Here is a 15588-nt window from a genome sequence, read left to right as displayed (position 1 = left end):
CCCTCCTTATCCTAATACATCGTCGTCATCGGATCCGACATTTGTGGCAGCAGCTGGAGCTTTAATTGAGTCATGAAAATCCGGGTTCAACTGAACATAGACAACCGCGGCACATGCACCGAGAATACCGAGACCAACAAGGTTGATGCCTGTCATAAATGTAGCAAGGGTAAACCCAATGAAGAAGAATGGCATCAGCGAACGTGCCTTCATCATGTTAATAACCATCGCGTACCCGACAACAACAATGAATCCGCCGGAAACCTGCAGGCCGTGTGTAACGACCGGAGGAATGGCATCCAGCCACTGGCTGACAAGACTAGTTCCGGCAATTGCAGCTACTGCTCCAGTTGGAATGGCAACACGTAAGCCCTGCAGGAACAAGCCTCCTATATGACACCATTCAACCCCTCGAAAATTTGCCTCAGCCGCAAAGTGATCGGCTTGATGTTGGAAGAACACAGTAATCGTACGAACAAAAATGGTTAATACTTGGCCTGCTGCAGCAAGCGGTACAGCAATCGCAATTCCTTCACCAATGGATTGGTGACCGACAATAACAACGATTGCTGAAATTGTTGAGGCTAGTGCTGCGTCCGGCGCCATTGCGGCACCAACGTTCATCCAGCCGAGTGCGATCAATTCAAGACTACCACCTAGAATAATACCGGTATGCAAATCTCCTAAAACGAGTCCAATGAGTGTACATGCGACAATTGGGCGGTGGAATTGGCGCTCATCGAGCACACTCGCCATCCCGCAGATAAGTGCTACAAGAATAACTAAAATAAATTGCATGGTATTCATAGTCTAAAACCCTCCCTCTATTTTGTTTTTATAATAGATTTTTGCTTTTCAGCCGATTCATAAAGTCAGACGCGTTTGTGTTCGGCAATTGTTGAAGAATCAGCTTAACACCACGTTTGTCTAACTCTTTAAACGCTTCAACGTCTTCCGGGCTGACCGATACTGCTTCAGAGATTAACGTCATGCCCTCTTTAAAGGTAATTCCTCCGACATTCACCTGAGTGACTTCCACACCAGCATCCATCAGGCGAAGTACATCTTTAGGCGTTTCAACAACCAGCAGTACATCCAAATTTTCATAGGATGGATTCTTATAGCAGCGCGCTGTTTTATCAATCGTCATGACATAGGACTTTGTTCGTCCCGGAGCTACCTGCAGAAGCAAAGTTTTTCTCAAATCATCTTTGGCAGCGCTGTCATTTGCTGCAATGATCGTTCCGGCACCCACATGGTTTACCCAGTTGTTTGCCACCTGTCCGTGAATTAATCGTGAGTCAATACGTAACCATTTAATTTTCATCCTAACTCATCTCCCTCGTCTTCTTTGGCACTATTTGCTAATGTTTGATGTGAAAAAATTTCTTTGAATGATTTAATACCGTCCGCTCCGGCAGTCTTGGCTGTTTGTACGAGTTCCTCAAGCGTTCCGCCGGCCAAGCGTTTACCGAGAACTTCCACAAACATCGGAAGGTTAACGCCGGTTACAATATCCATATTTTCCTTTCTTGCAACAAAGCGGCTCGCCGCGTTGTAAGGGCTCCCACCAAACAGGTCGACAAGGAACAGAATGTGATCATCTTCCAAGCTTTCACTGGCTGCCTGATATTTGTCGAGCAGATTTTCAATACCTTCCCCTGGTTTAAATGTGACCTGAGCAACATTTTCAATAGTTCCGAAGATCATCTTAGCAGTGCCCATTAACGCATCTGAAAGATCTCCATGTGTAGCAATAACGATTGCGACCACTTTTTTCTCCTCCTTTCTCTCTGTACACTTTTATATAAGCAAGTATCGTGCCAATTTTGTGTTTTAAAAAAAAAGAGCCGTAAATAGGCTCTGATAAACGTTTTTTCTATTATGCTTCCAAAAACCAACACACTAAATTTCAAAAATAATACACTGTTCTGTTTCATAACTCACTAATCATTGAAATCGTCGAAAACAACACACTGTGTTTTGAACGGTACTCAAAATAACACACTAGATTTGTGAAGTACGAGCAAATAATACGTTTTTCCCCAATTCATCAATCAACATATCAATAAAATAATAAAATTCGCCTTCACTCAGTTGAATATTTAATTTGAAGTTGAGCACTTCTAGCGTTTTCTCCAGTTGATGAAACAGCTGTTTCTTTTCGCTGCTCAGCTCGCCTTCATATTTCAACGGTGTGTGTGCAACCTCACGTTCGAGTGCGAAGGCCAAATGCATGATGATGCGGATCTGCGTCGCATTTTTAAAATGAAGATGCAGCGCTTTTTCTACTGCATCATTAAATTCAAGAATGGCTGCGACTGCTCGTCTTGGGTTAAGATACATCAGCATATCCTGCAAACTGTCTTCACAAACGCCTTTAACAATAACATGCGATGGATTATCCTTAATTGGCAGAGATTTCCCCGCTAAAATAGATTGGAGTATTTCTTGTCCTTCGCCGCCGACAAATTGAGACAGGGTAATATAAGGAACACCTTCAAGCTTGGGGTTCTTCGCGCCGATACTCGCAACAATATCATATTTCGTCTGCATTCTCTGTGCTACGTCATATAGTCCTTCAATAGAGATGGGAATCACACTGATTTCTTCATCCGTAATATTGCGAATATACATGCTGACAATATTTTTAATTCGCTTTGCGATACCGCTTCCTGTCGTGCAGATGGTCAAAATGGCTTTTTGACGCAGACTGTTCGTCGTTTGTCGTTCCATGCCAACCGTTTGACGCAGTTTGAAGAGTGAATCAACAATTCCTTTTAAGTCCATATGCAGGTAGTTGGCGTTTTTAACTGCGTCCAGAATCATCGGTGTCGATACCATATCGATCGCTTTGACACGTACCTTTGCACCATGCGCAATTTTTTCTTCAAAATAGTAAAGCGATCCCATATCGACCATCATTAAGACGCCCGCACCTTGATCAACGGATTGAACAGCTTGAATGATGTTTTCAAAGATATCGCCGAAATTCAAGCTGAGCGGCATGTCCACGGCTTCAATCGGATAATCCCCCATCAATTCTTTTACAACGCTTACCATTGAGCTTGCCGTATGCGGACCATGCGCTGCAACAACGATACCGACATTGCGCTGCTGCGACAGTTCAACGAACGAACCAAGCAGAAAAGCAATATAAATAATCTCTACCTCAGGCAGTTCCACATGAAGCCGCTCATCAATTAGTTTTGCTATATTCCCAGCCGCCTCATAATCCTTTTGCGCATAGGTAAACATCGTCTGCTTCACATCGGGAGAACAGTCAATTTTGCGCAACGGATGCTCAAGAAATGAAGAAAGGTGGACAGATAATAGGGAAACAAATTGACTGCTTAAGTGTTCGCCAAGTACCTGTGTGCAGATTGCCTCCAGATCTTTCGAGAGTCCCAGAATCCGTTGATCCACAACCGCCGTCAACATATCTTTCGCTGTCTTCTGATAAAATTTCTTCACCTGATCTTTAATATCCTCGGCAATAAACTTGCGCACATCGTGCGTGGACAAGCCTTCTTGTGTCAGTGAATCGTATTTTCCCGAAATCATTTTGTATAAATCAAAAGGCGGTTCATACTGATCGATGTCAGTAAGCAATGGATCCTTGCTTCCGGTTACAATGAGAAATAGCGGGAGCTGTTTATTCAGTTGCTGGTTGATTTGAGGCTGATGCGAGATTCGATGCAAGCCTTCCTGCATTTCCGCCGGCAGCATTTTTGCATCAAGCTGGACAAAGTCGTTATTCATACTGTCGAGAAATCCTTGCGCGCAGATCAGTTGCACATTCGATTTCAGTTGGCCGATATTTCCAAAGGTGACGCTGCCGATCAGTGCCTTGATCACATCGGAGCTTACATGAAACTTATGGCTTGTGCGATGTGCTTCTCTGGAAAGCAGGAATTTAGTCAGCTCTATTTGTTCGCTTATACTTCTGCTTTGGAAGTTCGGAATGTTGATCATGACCGGTACTCGTCTCAAGAAGGTTTGCAGCAGTGCCGATTCCGGATCAGCAGTCGTCGCTCCGATAATCAGAACATGTGCCTCTCGCTTATTCCCCGTCTCGCCTAATTTACTGTAGCGGCCGGTATCCATAAAATAGAACAGCATTTCCTGTCCTTCCGGGGGCAGACGGTGAATTTCATCAAGAAACAAAATACCTCCGTCTGCCTTGGCGACTAGTCCATCCTGATCACGTGCCGCACCTGTAAACGCACCTTTTACATAACCGAACAGCTGCCCAATTAGCAGTTGAGGATTGTTATAATAATCCGCACAGTTAAAATCGACAAACGGTGCTTTCTCATTAATTCGGCCGATGGATTGCGCATAATTATACATCATATGCGCAAACAACGTTTTTCCGGAACCTGTGGGGCCAAGAATCAACGTATGCAAACCTCTCGGCGGATATACAATTGCCGATTTTGCCTGCTTCACGCTATTTTTCAAGCTTTTATCTGCACCAATAAGATGTGAAAAGGGATCCTCATTTTTATCGTGAGTATTCTCTTGATTCAATAATTCCTTGAGAGAAGCAGCCTTTACCTCATACTCTCTGATCACATCACCAAACTGTGATCGTATGAGCTCAGCCGGTACATACAGTACCGGGCGAGTAACAAATTTGATGACACGCTTTTCTCTGACCAGCTCATTCAGTTCTGAACTGACATTGCTGCGCATAATGTCAAGAACCTCGGCAAGGTCGGAAGCTGTGATCCCTGAGGTTTTCATAAGCGCCTTTTTATCAAACTGAGCGCATCGTTTGGCTAATTCACTATAAATTCTTTCACGTCGCCGTCCCATTAGGTTCACCTCTCTGAATAATTCTTCATGATTGACATGTTTTCCTTCATTATATAATAAAAACGCTTTCATGCGAATTTTTATAAAAAGAAAAAACAATCGGCATCGTCTAAAATGAAGATACAGATCGTCTTTTCTACTTGGCATGTTCTTATTTTTTTGGTTCAATAACTTGTTCGCCTTTTTACATGCGTCGTTACTGATACGGCACGATTCGTTAAAAGGATAGTCCTTTTTTCAATTGTTTCATCTGCTTAATCATCTTGAGTGCGCGTCGATGCGTCTTTTTGTTAGGACTTTTCAGTTCCCTGCGCGCACTCGAAAGTTCAGTTTTGCTTGCCATGAGGTTCCTCCTTAATATAAATAGTAATGATTACGATTTATATTAGCGTAAATTTAGCCAAAACGCAATGAGTTAAGGTGCGAACCATATGTTAGGAAAAGAAATATCGGAACAGCACGCCGATCACTACGCCGACAATGACCGAAGGCAGAAAACGTTTCGTCAGCAGAATCATGACAGCCGTGCCGATGCAGCTAAGCAACACAGGAATCGATAGAGTTAAGCCGCCATGAAAAGGCAGCACGATCTGCTTCACGAGAAGTGCCGCTATGATCGCGATTGGGACATAATTGAAGTACAGCCGAAGCGTCGGGTTCATTTTCCAGCGTGACATAAATTCGAGACCGATCACACGAGACAAGTAGGTGACGAGCGCAAGCGCGCCGATCAGAAACCATTGATTAAGCATGCGTGCGCCCCCTTCTATGTAAATAGAGTCCGACAAGCGGCGCGAGAAGGCCGATCATAATGATTGTGAGCTCATTACCCGGCTTGATAAACTCCATGACAAGGGTAAGGATCACCGCGGCAAGCGCAGTACCAATGACCGGTTTACCTTTCAATCCAGGAACAAGCAGAGCAGCGAATGTGGCCGGAAAAGCGAGATCAAGACCCCATTTCTGCGGATCAAGCTGATTGCCGATGAGCGCTCCGAACAGTGCCGCAAGGATCCACGCAATGTAAAAGATACCGGCAACGACAGCGAAATAAAAAGGATCCGGGCCGACTTTCTTGAAGCGCGCGCTCGCTAAGACAAACGGCTCATCCGATATACCGAAAGCGAGCAGGCGTGTCCATTTTTTCGCGGGTGCAAGCCCCTCCGATAATGCCGCTCCATAAAGAAGGTTGCGCAGATTCAGTAAAATAACGGTCAGCAGAACGCTCGCTGTCCCTGCCCCACCGGCCAGCATTGCCACTGCAACCAACTGAGCAGATCCGGAAAACACAAACACAGACATAGCAACGGTCGTAAGCAAAGTAAAGTTCACTTGCGTGGCAAGAACACCATAGGACATGCCATAGGCAGCAATCGCAATAGCCAGCGGCAGTGCCTCCGCGCCCGCTGTTTTCAACGCCGACTTTTTTCGATGAAGCATCTTCATTCCCTCGCTTCTCTATTTTTTCCGTGTGAATATTATCTGAAAATAGTATACTAAAATTAACTTATTGTACATTATAATATAATCACCACGTGAACCTCCCACGACTAAAGTCGCGGGCTTCTGATCTCTCAATCAAAAGTTCCTGCGAACAATAAGCTTGCCCAACACGACTTATCATTGGGTAGCGGCTCATTTCTTTGAGCAGGCGAACCCCGTCGTTCCGACGGTTCTTAGCTTTTATTCAGCCCTCAATTGAAGGCTTTATTAGCCCTTCATGCAAGATGTTGAGAGCTGCATTGACATCTCGATCGTGGTGAGCCCCGCATTGCGGGCAGTCCCATTTCCGGATGTGGAGCGCTTTCTTTCCATCCTGGTGCCCGCAAGTGGCACACCTCTGGCTAGAGGGAAAGAAGCGATCTATTTTTATCAGTGTTTTGCCATACCATTGAGCTTTATACGTGAGTTGACGCACAAATTCTGCCCAACTGACCTCACTAATGGTTTTGGCTAAATGATGGTTTTTTAGTAACCCTTTGACGTTGAGGTCTTCGACCACCAACTGGTCGTGATTTTTGACCAGTTTCGTGGACCATTGATGTAAAAAATCTGTCTTACGGTTACTGATTTTTTCTTTAAGACGAGCAACCTTAATCTTTTGTTTCTGATAGTTGCGCGCATCCATTAAGGTTAGATTCTTTTGTTTTAGGATTCGCTTTTTCGCTCCCTCGTAGCGATGAGACAGCTTTCGCTGCTCACAGCGAAGCTTTTGTTCCATGGAACGCCCAAACTTGGGATTGGTGATTTTTTCTCCGGTAGACAAAGTCATGAAGTCCAGCAAACCTAAGTCAATGCCGACTGCTTTGCCGGTTTTCGGATGTTCTTTTACTTCCGCTTCCGCAACGAGCGAAATAAAATACTTGCCGCTCGGCACATGCCTGATAAAGGCAGATAAAAGGCGTCCTTTCACCTGACGAGAGCGGGCGTAACGCACCCAGCCCAGTTTAGGAAGTTTGATTGTTTGATCCGTCACCTCAATATTGCGATTGGTGAAGCAGGTCTTATACGCCTGATTCGGATTCTTTTTACTCTTAAAGCGAGGATGCTTGGCTTGTTTTTTAAAGAACCGGTCATAAGCCTTGGAAAGGTTCTTTAAGCTATTCTGTAAGGCAAACTTATCCGGCTCTTTGAGCCAAGGCAGCTCGGCTTTGAGCTGCGTCAGGGCTTTACTGCAGGTGTTATAGGTTAAGCCCTTCCCGGTTTGTTTATAGGTCTTTTCCCAACAGTCTAAAAAATGATTGTAGACAAACCGGCTGCATCCAATGGACTTATTGATTTGAACGGCTTGTTCTTCCGTAGGGAAAAGCCGAAACTTAAACGCCTTTTGGATGAGCACAGCCGTTCCTCCTTTTTTGTAAAAAATGGTTACCTTAAATATAGCACAAATGTTCGTTTTTTTACAAAAGAAGGGCGTCCTTACTCATGACTGAAGTCACGAGTAAGGACGCAGGAAATCAAGTATATATTAATTTATCTTTTGTATATTAAAATGTACCAAGGAGATGATAGTCTTGCAGAACAACCCTTGGGAAGACGGCAATGCCGGTAAGCGAATTGGAGCCAATCTGCGCCAATTTCGGACAAGCCGAGGCATGAGCCTTGAGCATTTGGCGACCAAGATCGGTATCAGCAAACTGACACTCATGAACGTTGAGCGCGGTGACGGCAACCCAACCCTATCCGTCATTTGGAAGATTGCGAACGGGTTGAATATCCCGGTCAGTGCGCTTCTGTCCATAGAGTCCGATGTGTCAATCGCGCGCAAAGAAGACAGCATGAAGCTAGCCAGCTCAGATAAGATTTTTGTTGCCGAACCCCTCTTCCAATCGCATGGACTCTATGAATTATATCGCGGTTACCTTCAGCCGAATGCCGAGTATCCATCCTCCGCACATCAATTTGGCGTAAACGAATACGTCACTGTCATGTCCGGCGAATTGGAATTGGAAGTGGGCGGTGAAACGTATCATCTAAACGCGTATGATTCGATTAAATTCAAAGGCGATCTGGATCATAAATACATTAACCCTTCTTCAACACTAGCCATCCTGCATTTTGTTATATCCTATCATTCCATGTAGTGAAGCCCCCTCTAAAAAGAGTTGGGTTTTTATTTTGGCTTATTGGTGTGCATCTGTATTTTAATTCTGAAATCAATACACCTGCGATTTAATAAAAAAATATAGTAATTAGCCTCCATGTATGTTAACCTATTATTTGCTTGGGTTAACATATAAACGAAGGAGCTTATTCATTATGAATCATACACGATTAAAGAACCTAATTTTATGCGCACTATTTGCGGCAATTACTGCTATTCTCGCGCAGATCACCATTCCGTTACCCATTATTCCGATAAGCGGTCAGACGCTGGCTGTTGGACTTACCGCCACTGTTCTCGGAAGCAGATATGGCACAGTATCAATGATTGTTTACGCCGGACTCGGTGCCATCGGCCTTCCTGTTTTCGCAGGAATGAGCGGCGGATTCGGCGTTATTCTTGGGCCATCCGGAGGTTATATTACCGGATTTATCGTTGCCGCACTTGTTACCGGATTGATTCTCGAATACACGAAATTCACTACACCAATGGCGATCATCGCCAACATTGTCGGCATGTTCGTCACCTTAGCAATCGGCACGATCCAATTGAAATATGTCCTCGACCTTTCTTGGGCGAAGTCATTGGCTGCCGGTGTTTATCCATTCCTCATTGTGGGTGTGGTTAAAGCAGTCATCGCCAGCGTTGTCGGCATTCAGGTTCGCCAGCGCCTGACCAAATTTGGACTATTGAAATCCGGAAATCAGCAAACAACAGCTTAACTAAGCGTAAAAAAACAGCTCTCAGGCGGTACGATCCCCAGAAGAGCTGTTTTTTCGTTCACACGAGCATCAACGTTTCATTTAAAACGTTTCCGATCCGCTTCATGCCCTCAACAATTTTTTCTTCAGACATGTTCGAGTAGTTCAATCTGAATGCGTTGATCTTTGCATCATTTGGGAAGAACGAATCCCCCGGCACGAAGGCAACCTTGTTGTCCAAACACTTCTTAAATAAATTTTGGACATTAATCTCTTCAGGAAGCTCCACCCAAATGAACAGTCCGCCTTCGGGAGCACTGTGCTTGAGTTGTTTTGGAAAAAACGCATCAATGCATTCCATCATTTTTTCCCGACGCGCACGGTAGACACCCTTAATTTTTTGAATATGCTCCTCCAGATCAAAAAGCTCCATGTATTTTGCCGTGACTCTTTGCGCAAAGCTATCTGTATGCAGGTCGGTCGCTTGCTTGAACGCAACGTATTTGTTAAGAATGGATTCATCAGCACAGATCCATCCCAGACGCAGGCCAGGAGCGAAGATCTTTGAGAAGGTGCTCAAATAGATCACTCTGCCCTCGGTATCGAAATGTTTTACAGGTGGCAGATCCTTCCCGACAAAACGAATCGCACCATACGGATTGTCTTCTAATATCACAATATTGTATTGATTCGCAAGTTCGACCAGCTTTTTTCGTCGTTCAAGCTTCATCGTTCGTCCGGTCGGATTCTGAAAGTCAGGGATTGTGTAAATGAATTTAGCATTAGGATTTGCCTGGAGCGCCAGCTCAAGTTCATCCATTCTCATACCGCCATCGTCCATCGGTACTTCGACAAATCGGGGGCTGTACGCCTTAAACGCATTGATCGCCGCAAGGTAAGTGGGGCTCTCGCAGATCACAACATCTCCTTTGTCCAGAAACAGCTTACCAGTCAAATCAAGCCCTTGCTGAGATCCCGTGAGAACAAGCAAATGTTCCGGAGTCGTGACGATTCCAAGAGTACGCATCCGCTCGGCAATAGCCTCACGCAGCGGAAGATAACCTTCAGTTGTACTGTACTGAAGCGCTTGTTCCCCTGCTTCATCGAGCACCGCCTCACAGGCTGCTTTAATACCTGCTACCGGAAATAACTCAGGCGCCGGAAGCCCACCTGCGAAGGAAATAATCTCAGGCTGCTCTGTTACTTTTAATATTTCTCGTGTTGCTGAATTGGATACGCTTCTCGCGCATTCTGAAAAGTTAAGTTTCATCATGGGATCTTCCTCTCTTTTTTAAACGATTGGGCGTACGCCGGTTTCCTTATCTGATGGCTCATTCTGCACACTTAGCTTCTTTATCGCCTTAATGAGCAGGTTCAGCCCTTCAGTCAAGCGTTCTATCGTCTCATAGGTGTAATTCAATCGCAGCCAGTGCTCCCCATCGCTTTCTTGAGGGAAAAACACCGTTCCCGGCGTATAGATCATTCCTTGATCCGCGCATAACGCAAGTAATTTCTTTTGCGGTACAGAGTAAGGAATTCGGCACCATAAGTAAAAGCCGCCTTCGGGAGGTTCAAAATGAACGAGTCCCTTTTCTTCGTTAAGCACTTTAATAGCAACGTCCCTTTTCTTTTTATAGATCGGCAGAATCTTTTTGAGATGTGGTTCATAAAGTCCTTTTCTGAGATATCGGTTAATCAAGATCTGACTATCCGTATTCACATGCAAATCGGTAATCTGCTTGAGCAGCACAAATTTTTTCATGACTGGCTCCGGCGCAACAACCCAGCCGATCCTTAAGCCTGGAAAAAGAACCTTCGATAAGGTACTGAGATAGATCACATATCCATACGGATCAAGTGCTTTAAGCGGCGTCAATTTTTCTTGATCAAACGCAATATCTCCATAAGGATCATCCTCAAGAATCGGCACTTGAAAATGATACGCCAATTTCAGCAGCCCCATTCTTCGTTCCATGCTCATCGAAACACCCGTTGGATTATGAAAATTAGGGATTGTATAGATAAGTTTAGGCTTATACCGTGCCAACTGTGCCTCGAGGATGTCTAGCCGAATACCTTCCTCATCCATAGGAATGCCAATAATCCTTGCGCCTGTTGCCCTAAAGCATTGAATCGCCTGCAAAAAAGTTGGTTCTTCAACAATAACCGCATCACCGGGAGACAAGAATGTTCGCGCCGCGAAATCAATGCCCTGCATCGATCCGGTCACGATCATTGTTTCTTTTGCAGTAACGGATAAGTTGCGAGAACCCATCAATTGGGCAATACTTTTGCGGAGCGGATAGTAACCTTCAACAGGACATAAATTCAGATGATCACTGTCGATCGGCAGCTCATTTTGAATTTCTCGAAGCTCATCGACTGGATACAAACTCGGATCGCCGATACCTGCCGCAAGAGAAATCATATTGCCTTGATTGCCGATATACATGATCTCACTCACCGTATCGCTAACATTGGTGATTTTTTTATCGAAGAGCGGATACCAAGACATCGGAAAAATAAGCGGTTCCGATCCATTCGTTGCAGGAAGTTTCCTTTCAGTGACCACAGTCCCTTGTCCAACTCTGGACATCACGAGCCCCAATGCTTTGAGTTCTTCATAAGCCTTGATGACAGTTGTTCGGCTAACGTGATGATCATCCGCCATCTTTCGTTCAGGCGGTAAAACAAAGCCTTCCGGAAGAATTCCCGACAGTATTTGTTCCTTAATTCGATTCGCCATTTGCAAATAGACAGGCATCGGATCCTCTCGGTTAATCTCCAGTCTCATAGCTGCCTCCTTTTTTATTAAGTATGAAAAGTGATTATTCTTATCATATCCATACCAATGTCCGCCGAAAAGATCCAATTGGATCTAATGCTGTGAATCCAATTCTGATGAAAAAAATTGTTCAAATCTAGTGCATAGTTGACGAACTGTGAAGCATAAAAGTTTAAAACGATTTATAGGTCATACTGGGAAGCAATCTGGGAAACTCGTCATTTTATCCGAGAAAAATCCAGAACTATAGGATAGACATGAAGATCTTTTCGAATACAAAAATCACGCAGTATATGATCTGCGTGACGCATTTTTCCTTCACTTAAATAGTTGTTGTTTGTTTACACGATCCGATGAGCAGCTTTTCTGTATACCTTGAAATCTTGCTTCCTATAAAATAGCTCTGCTGCTTCGTTGTCCGCCCAGTAATCAAGATCAATCTCATTTATCCCTTTGTTTTTGGCCATTTGACAAATGTAGCTCATCAAAAAAGTCCCATAACCCTTTCTGCGTTCGGTTCGCATGATGCAGAATTGATGAATCTCGAGTGCAGTTCGAGCTATCATAAACGGATTTTCTTTTCGACTCAAAGCTTGAATCCAAGCATAGCCTGCGATTTGACCTTCATCTTCAATCACTAAGAACGTTGAATCAGGATCACTGGCGATGACCCTTTCATACCATTGACGAATTTCATTAAAACGATACGGCTTAAAGTACTCAGGATACAGCTCGGCATGTAAGGCTTGAACTGGTTCATTCAGCCTGGCGATCAGTGCGGCATCCTTTGTTTGTACAATCTCCATGAGCTGACCTTCTTTTTAGCTTTCAACAGCCACTTTGTTAACTTGATGCTCGCTCCGACCTGTTTTCAAAATTGCGAGCACATCATTCAAGCTGATTTCAACCATATTCTGCACCGCTAGATTTGTGTAAAAACCGATGTGCGGCGTAATTAATACATTTGGCATCGCGCGCAGTGTTTTCAGCTGCTTGCTTGGAATATCCTTGCCACGCAAATCCTGATTGAAGAAGTGTTCTTCGCCGTCTAATGTATCTAGCGCAGCTCCGGCAACTTTTTTATTAGTCAACGCCGCAATCAAAGCATCTGTGTCAACGACTGGTCCGCGTGATGCATTCACAAGGAACGCGTCGCGCTTCATTAACGCAAGTGCATCCGCGTCAATCAAATGGGTGGTTGATTCCATCAGCGGAACATGCAGCGTTACAACATCCGCTGTCTTCAAAAGTTCTTCTTTTGAAACATAGTTGAGCACGTCACGCAAATCATCACGTTCAACGATATCATTTGCGATCACTGTCGCGCCAAGCCCTTTAAACAGGCGGGCAACCGTTCCGCCGATTCGTCCGGCACCAATAACGCCGACAGTCAGTGAGCGGATTTCCCGTGCTTGAAGTCCTGCCCATCGAAAATCCTGTTCGGCACCTCGCGCGTCGAACAGCGGCAGATTGCGGATCAGCCGCATCGTCTGCGTTACGGCCAATTCTGCAACAGAATTCGGCGAGTAGGCCGGAACATTCGTCACAGCCAAACCATGCGCCGTCGCCTGTTCAAGATCAACCATATCAAAACCCGCGGTTCGTGATGTGAGCTGCTTCAAGCCGAATTTTTCCAGAGTCTCATAGATCACCGGATCACTAATACGATTACGCTGCTGAATGACGATGCCATCATAACCCTTGACCCTCTGCACGGTTTCCGCATCCAGTTCCAAATCGTTAATGTCGACGTGAACACCGGTTTTCTTTTCCCAATTCCTAATTGCTGCTTCCTCATCGTCTCGTACACTGAACATAATCACTTTCATCGCTGCACGCTCCCTTGTTCTTCACTAATAGTCGCCGCATAGTTTGCGATTCGACTCATCGCTTCCGTCAACTGTTCCATACTTGCCGCATAGCTGATTCGAATATAGCCTTCACCACCGGGGCCAAAAGAACCGCCGGGTATCACAGCGACCTTAGCCTTGTATGCAAGATCCGTACAGAAATCAAGACTTTTTTGAATCATGGTTTCCGGAATTTTGGCGAACAGATAGAAAGCGCCCTCCGGCTTCACGCAAGCAAAGCCGGCTTTGCTCATTTCTTCATAAACAAAATCGCGCCGTTTTTCATATTCCACACGCATTTCCGCACCGTCATCCATTCCATTTTCAAATGCTTCCTGAGCCGCGTCCTGGGCCATCGTTGTCGCTGAGGTAATTGTGAACTGATGAATCTTGCTCAACTCCGTCGTAATCGCGGCCGGTGCACAAATGAAGCCGATTCGCCAACCGGTCATCGCATGCGATTTTGATACACCGTTAAGCACGATTGTTTGTTCCGGCAGATATTCAGCCATGGAAACATGGTGTTCGCCATAGGTGAGCTCACTGTAAATCTCATCACTAATGACAAAAAGATCATGTTTTTCCAAAATTGCTGCGAGTGCCTTCACATCTTCTCTGCGATACGTCACACCGGTTGGGTTGGTCGGGAAATTGAAGACGATCGCCTTAACCGCGTCACCATGTTTTGCAAGTGTTTCTTCGAGTAATTCAGGCGAAAGAACAAAACCATTTGATGAGGTATCCATGAATACCGGTTCCGCTTTCGCTAGAATCGTATCCGGAATGTATAAAGGAAAAATCGGTGTCGGAATCAGCACCTTATCGCCAGGATTCAAAATCGATGTGAGCACGGTGTAGATCGCTTCCGTCGCACCGGCGGTAACAAGAATTTCGTGATCCGGATTGTAAAATAAATTATATTTTTCCTTGAGAAAATTGCTGATTGCTTTTCTTAAACCCGGTGTTCCTGCAGGCGGTGCATAGTGGCTCCGGTTATTGTCAATGCTGCGTTTTCCCGCTTCTTTAATATGCTCGGGCGTGTTGAAATCCGGTTCGCCAAGTGTCAATTTAATGATATCCGGGATTCCTGAAATATCCTGATCGAATTTCAGAATGTCCGAAGGCTTAAGCAAGTTCAATTCCGTTTTCATTTTGCCAACTAATGAGTGGGTCATTTTTCGTTACCTGCCTTTTATAAAATTTTTGTGCGAAAAAAATCACCCACGGCTTCAATAACCATGGGCGATCGGAATTTCTCGCGATAAATGAAAACCACACGGATTATTGATTCTTAATCCATGTGGTTATTTTTCCAAGTTAAATCGTACCGCCTTGGCTTCCGCATGGATGCAACCTTCTGCTGAAGTGTTTGCACCCTGTTGAAGCGAATGCAAACACTAACGAAAGAAACCAAAGTAGTAATAAAAGTTATTCAATTGGAGTTTGCCTGATTTGATCATGACTTAAAACTCCCTTTGAGTTGGTGATTCTATTTATATCAGACTTTTTAAAAAGTGTCAACTGTATTTTATACCCATTCACAAAATACAGTGCAGGTATGTTCGCTAAATACCACGTCATTGCAGAAGAAATTCAACTTCCCGTTAAACAACAAAACCCGATAAGCCCTAAAGCTTAAGGAAATTATCAATTATAAGAGTAAATAAAATTGTATCGACAAGAATTACCGTGGTTTTAATCGCTTAGCATCCAATCAGCTTTCTTAGACAGCAAAAAAATGGAACCTCGTGCTCCAAAACAATTCTTGGAACACGAGGTTCCATCTTCCCCTGTACTAGCAAATATGGCAGGCGGTCATTCATTGGG

At 44.6% G+C, this 15588-nt stretch carries 15 protein-coding genes; 2 read left to right on the top strand and 13 right to left on the bottom strand.

All coding sequences use genetic code 11. The features are described 5' to 3' along the window. Nucleotides 1–6: 6 nt before the first annotated feature. From NOM01_RS09460 to tnpB, 8 genes are all read right to left on the bottom strand, one after another. Complete coding sequence (locus NOM01_RS09460) at nucleotides 7–807, bottom strand: PTS mannose/fructose/sorbose transporter subunit IIC (RefSeq protein WP_093672141.1); 801 nt, start codon at nucleotides 805–807, stop codon at nucleotides 7–9. A gap of 28 nt (nucleotides 808–835) precedes the next feature. After that, nucleotides 836–1327 carry a PTS sugar transporter subunit IIB gene (locus NOM01_RS09455; RefSeq protein WP_093672139.1) on the bottom strand — a complete coding sequence of 164 codons (492 nt, stop codon included), beginning with the start codon at nucleotides 1325–1327 and terminating at the stop codon, nucleotides 836–838. After that, entirely contained in the window at nucleotides 1324–1773 is a 450-nt protein-coding gene (locus tag NOM01_RS09450; protein ID WP_255748267.1) for a PTS sugar transporter subunit IIA, read from the bottom strand. Before NOM01_RS09450 ends, NOM01_RS09455 begins: the two co-directional genes overlap by 4 nt. Nucleotides 1774–2007: 234 nt before the next feature. Further along, complete coding sequence (locus tag NOM01_RS09445; RefSeq protein ID WP_255748266.1) at nucleotides 2008–4821, bottom strand: sigma-54-dependent transcriptional regulator; 2814 nt, start codon at nucleotides 4819–4821, stop codon at nucleotides 2008–2010. A 217-nt stretch (nucleotides 4822–5038) separates the two neighbouring features. Then, nucleotides 5039–5164 carry a putative metal homeostasis protein gene (locus NOM01_RS09440; RefSeq protein ID WP_255748265.1) on the bottom strand — a complete coding sequence of 42 codons (126 nt, stop codon included), beginning with the start codon at nucleotides 5162–5164 and terminating at the stop codon, nucleotides 5039–5041. Nucleotides 5165–5255: 91 nt separating this feature from the next. Then, on the bottom strand, nucleotides 5256–5573 hold the full coding sequence (locus tag NOM01_RS09435; RefSeq protein WP_255748264.1) for an AzlD domain-containing protein: 318 nt from the start codon (nucleotides 5571–5573) through the stop codon (nucleotides 5256–5258). Beyond that, nucleotides 5566–6261, bottom strand: coding sequence for an AzlC family ABC transporter permease (locus tag NOM01_RS09430; protein ID WP_255748263.1), 696 nt, complete (start codon nucleotides 6259–6261; stop codon nucleotides 5566–5568). The genes NOM01_RS09435 and NOM01_RS09430 overlap by 8 nt, the downstream gene beginning before the upstream one ends. A gap of 247 nt (nucleotides 6262–6508) precedes the next feature. Further along, nucleotides 6509–7660, bottom strand: coding sequence for an IS200/IS605 family element RNA-guided endonuclease TnpB (gene tnpB / locus NOM01_RS09425; RefSeq protein WP_255748262.1), 1152 nt, complete (start codon nucleotides 7658–7660; stop codon nucleotides 6509–6511). 175 nt (nucleotides 7661–7835) lie between these two features. Here tnpB and NOM01_RS09420 point away from each other — a divergent pair, with 175 nt between their 5' ends. Further along, nucleotides 7836–8405, top strand: coding sequence for a helix-turn-helix domain-containing protein (locus NOM01_RS09420; protein WP_370646029.1), 570 nt, complete (start codon nucleotides 7836–7838; stop codon nucleotides 8403–8405). A gap of 175 nt (nucleotides 8406–8580) precedes the next feature. Next, nucleotides 8581–9147 carry a biotin transporter BioY gene (locus NOM01_RS09415; RefSeq protein ID WP_255748261.1) on the top strand — a complete coding sequence of 189 codons (567 nt, stop codon included), beginning with the start codon at nucleotides 8581–8583 and terminating at the stop codon, nucleotides 9145–9147. A gap of 58 nt (nucleotides 9148–9205) precedes the next feature. On the opposite strand, the gene NOM01_RS09410 is transcribed toward NOM01_RS09415, so the two are convergent. The 5 genes from NOM01_RS09410 to NOM01_RS09390 form a co-directional block, all read right to left on the bottom strand. After that, the gene (locus NOM01_RS09410; protein ID WP_255748260.1) at nucleotides 9206–10399 is read right to left on the bottom strand and encodes an aminotransferase-like domain-containing protein; all 1194 of its coding nucleotides are present in this window, start codon (nucleotides 10397–10399) and stop codon (nucleotides 9206–9208) included. An 18-nt stretch (nucleotides 10400–10417) separates the two neighbouring features. Further along, nucleotides 10418–11920: a MocR-like pyridoxine biosynthesis transcription factor PdxR gene (pdxR, locus tag NOM01_RS09405; RefSeq protein WP_093673259.1), complete on the bottom strand. Its 1503-nt coding sequence runs from the start codon at nucleotides 11918–11920 to the stop codon at nucleotides 10418–10420. Between the two features lie 332 nt (nucleotides 11921–12252). Further along, nucleotides 12253–12717 (bottom strand): GNAT family N-acetyltransferase, encoded by a 465-nt coding sequence (locus tag NOM01_RS09400; RefSeq protein ID WP_093673257.1) that lies wholly within the window; start codon nucleotides 12715–12717, stop codon nucleotides 12253–12255. A gap of 15 nt (nucleotides 12718–12732) precedes the next feature. Next, nucleotides 12733–13740, bottom strand: a complete 1008-nt coding sequence (locus tag NOM01_RS09395; protein WP_093673255.1) for a D-2-hydroxyacid dehydrogenase — start codon at nucleotides 13738–13740, stop codon at nucleotides 12733–12735. Next, nucleotides 13737–14936, bottom strand: coding sequence for a pyridoxal phosphate-dependent aminotransferase (locus NOM01_RS09390; protein ID WP_093673253.1), 1200 nt, complete (start codon nucleotides 14934–14936; stop codon nucleotides 13737–13739). Before NOM01_RS09390 ends, NOM01_RS09395 begins: the two co-directional genes overlap by 4 nt. Nucleotides 14937–15588: the final 652 nt, after the last annotated feature.

This window comes from Sporolactobacillus sp. STSJ-5 (assembly GCF_024385605.1).
Taxonomy (GTDB): Bacteria; Bacillota; Bacilli; order Bacillales; family Sporolactobacillaceae; genus Sporolactobacillus.
This window is presented reverse-complemented; position numbering and strand designations above follow the sequence as displayed.

Coding starts and splice junctions, on each gene's coding strand:
- NOM01_RS09400 (WP_093673257.1), bottom strand. CDS start 12,717: ATGGAGATTGTACAAACAAAGGATGCCGCACTGATCGCCAGGCTGAAT.
- NOM01_RS09460 (WP_093672141.1), bottom strand. CDS start 807: ATGAATACCATGCAATTTATTTTAGTTATTCTTGTAGCACTTATCTGC.
- NOM01_RS09395 (WP_093673255.1), bottom strand. CDS start 13,740: ATGAAAGTGATTATGTTCAGTGTACGAGACGATGAGGAAGCAGCAATT.
- NOM01_RS09435 (WP_255748264.1), bottom strand. CDS start 5,573: ATGCTTAATCAATGGTTTCTGATCGGCGCGCTTGCGCTCGTCACCTAC.
- NOM01_RS09455 (WP_093672139.1), bottom strand. CDS start 1,327: ATGAAAATTAAATGGTTACGTATTGACTCACGATTAATTCACGGACAG.
- NOM01_RS09445 (WP_255748266.1), bottom strand. CDS start 4,821: ATGGGACGGCGACGTGAAAGAATTTATAGTGAATTAGCCAAACGATGC.
- NOM01_RS09390 (WP_093673253.1), bottom strand. CDS start 14,936: ATGACCCACTCATTAGTTGGCAAAATGAAAACGGAATTGAACTTGCTT.
- pdxR (WP_093673259.1), bottom strand. CDS start 11,920: ATGAGACTGGAGATTAACCGAGAGGATCCGATGCCTGTCTATTTGCAA.
- NOM01_RS09440 (WP_255748265.1), bottom strand. CDS start 5,164: ATGGCAAGCAAAACTGAACTTTCGAGTGCGCGCAGGGAACTGAAAAGT.
- NOM01_RS09415 (WP_255748261.1), top strand. CDS start 8,581: ATGAATCATACACGATTAAAGAACCTAATTTTATGCGCACTATTTGCG.
- NOM01_RS09430 (WP_255748263.1), bottom strand. CDS start 6,261: ATGCTTCATCGAAAAAAGTCGGCGTTGAAAACAGCGGGCGCGGAGGCA.
- NOM01_RS09410 (WP_255748260.1), bottom strand. CDS start 10,399: ATGATGAAACTTAACTTTTCAGAATGCGCGAGAAGCGTATCCAATTCA.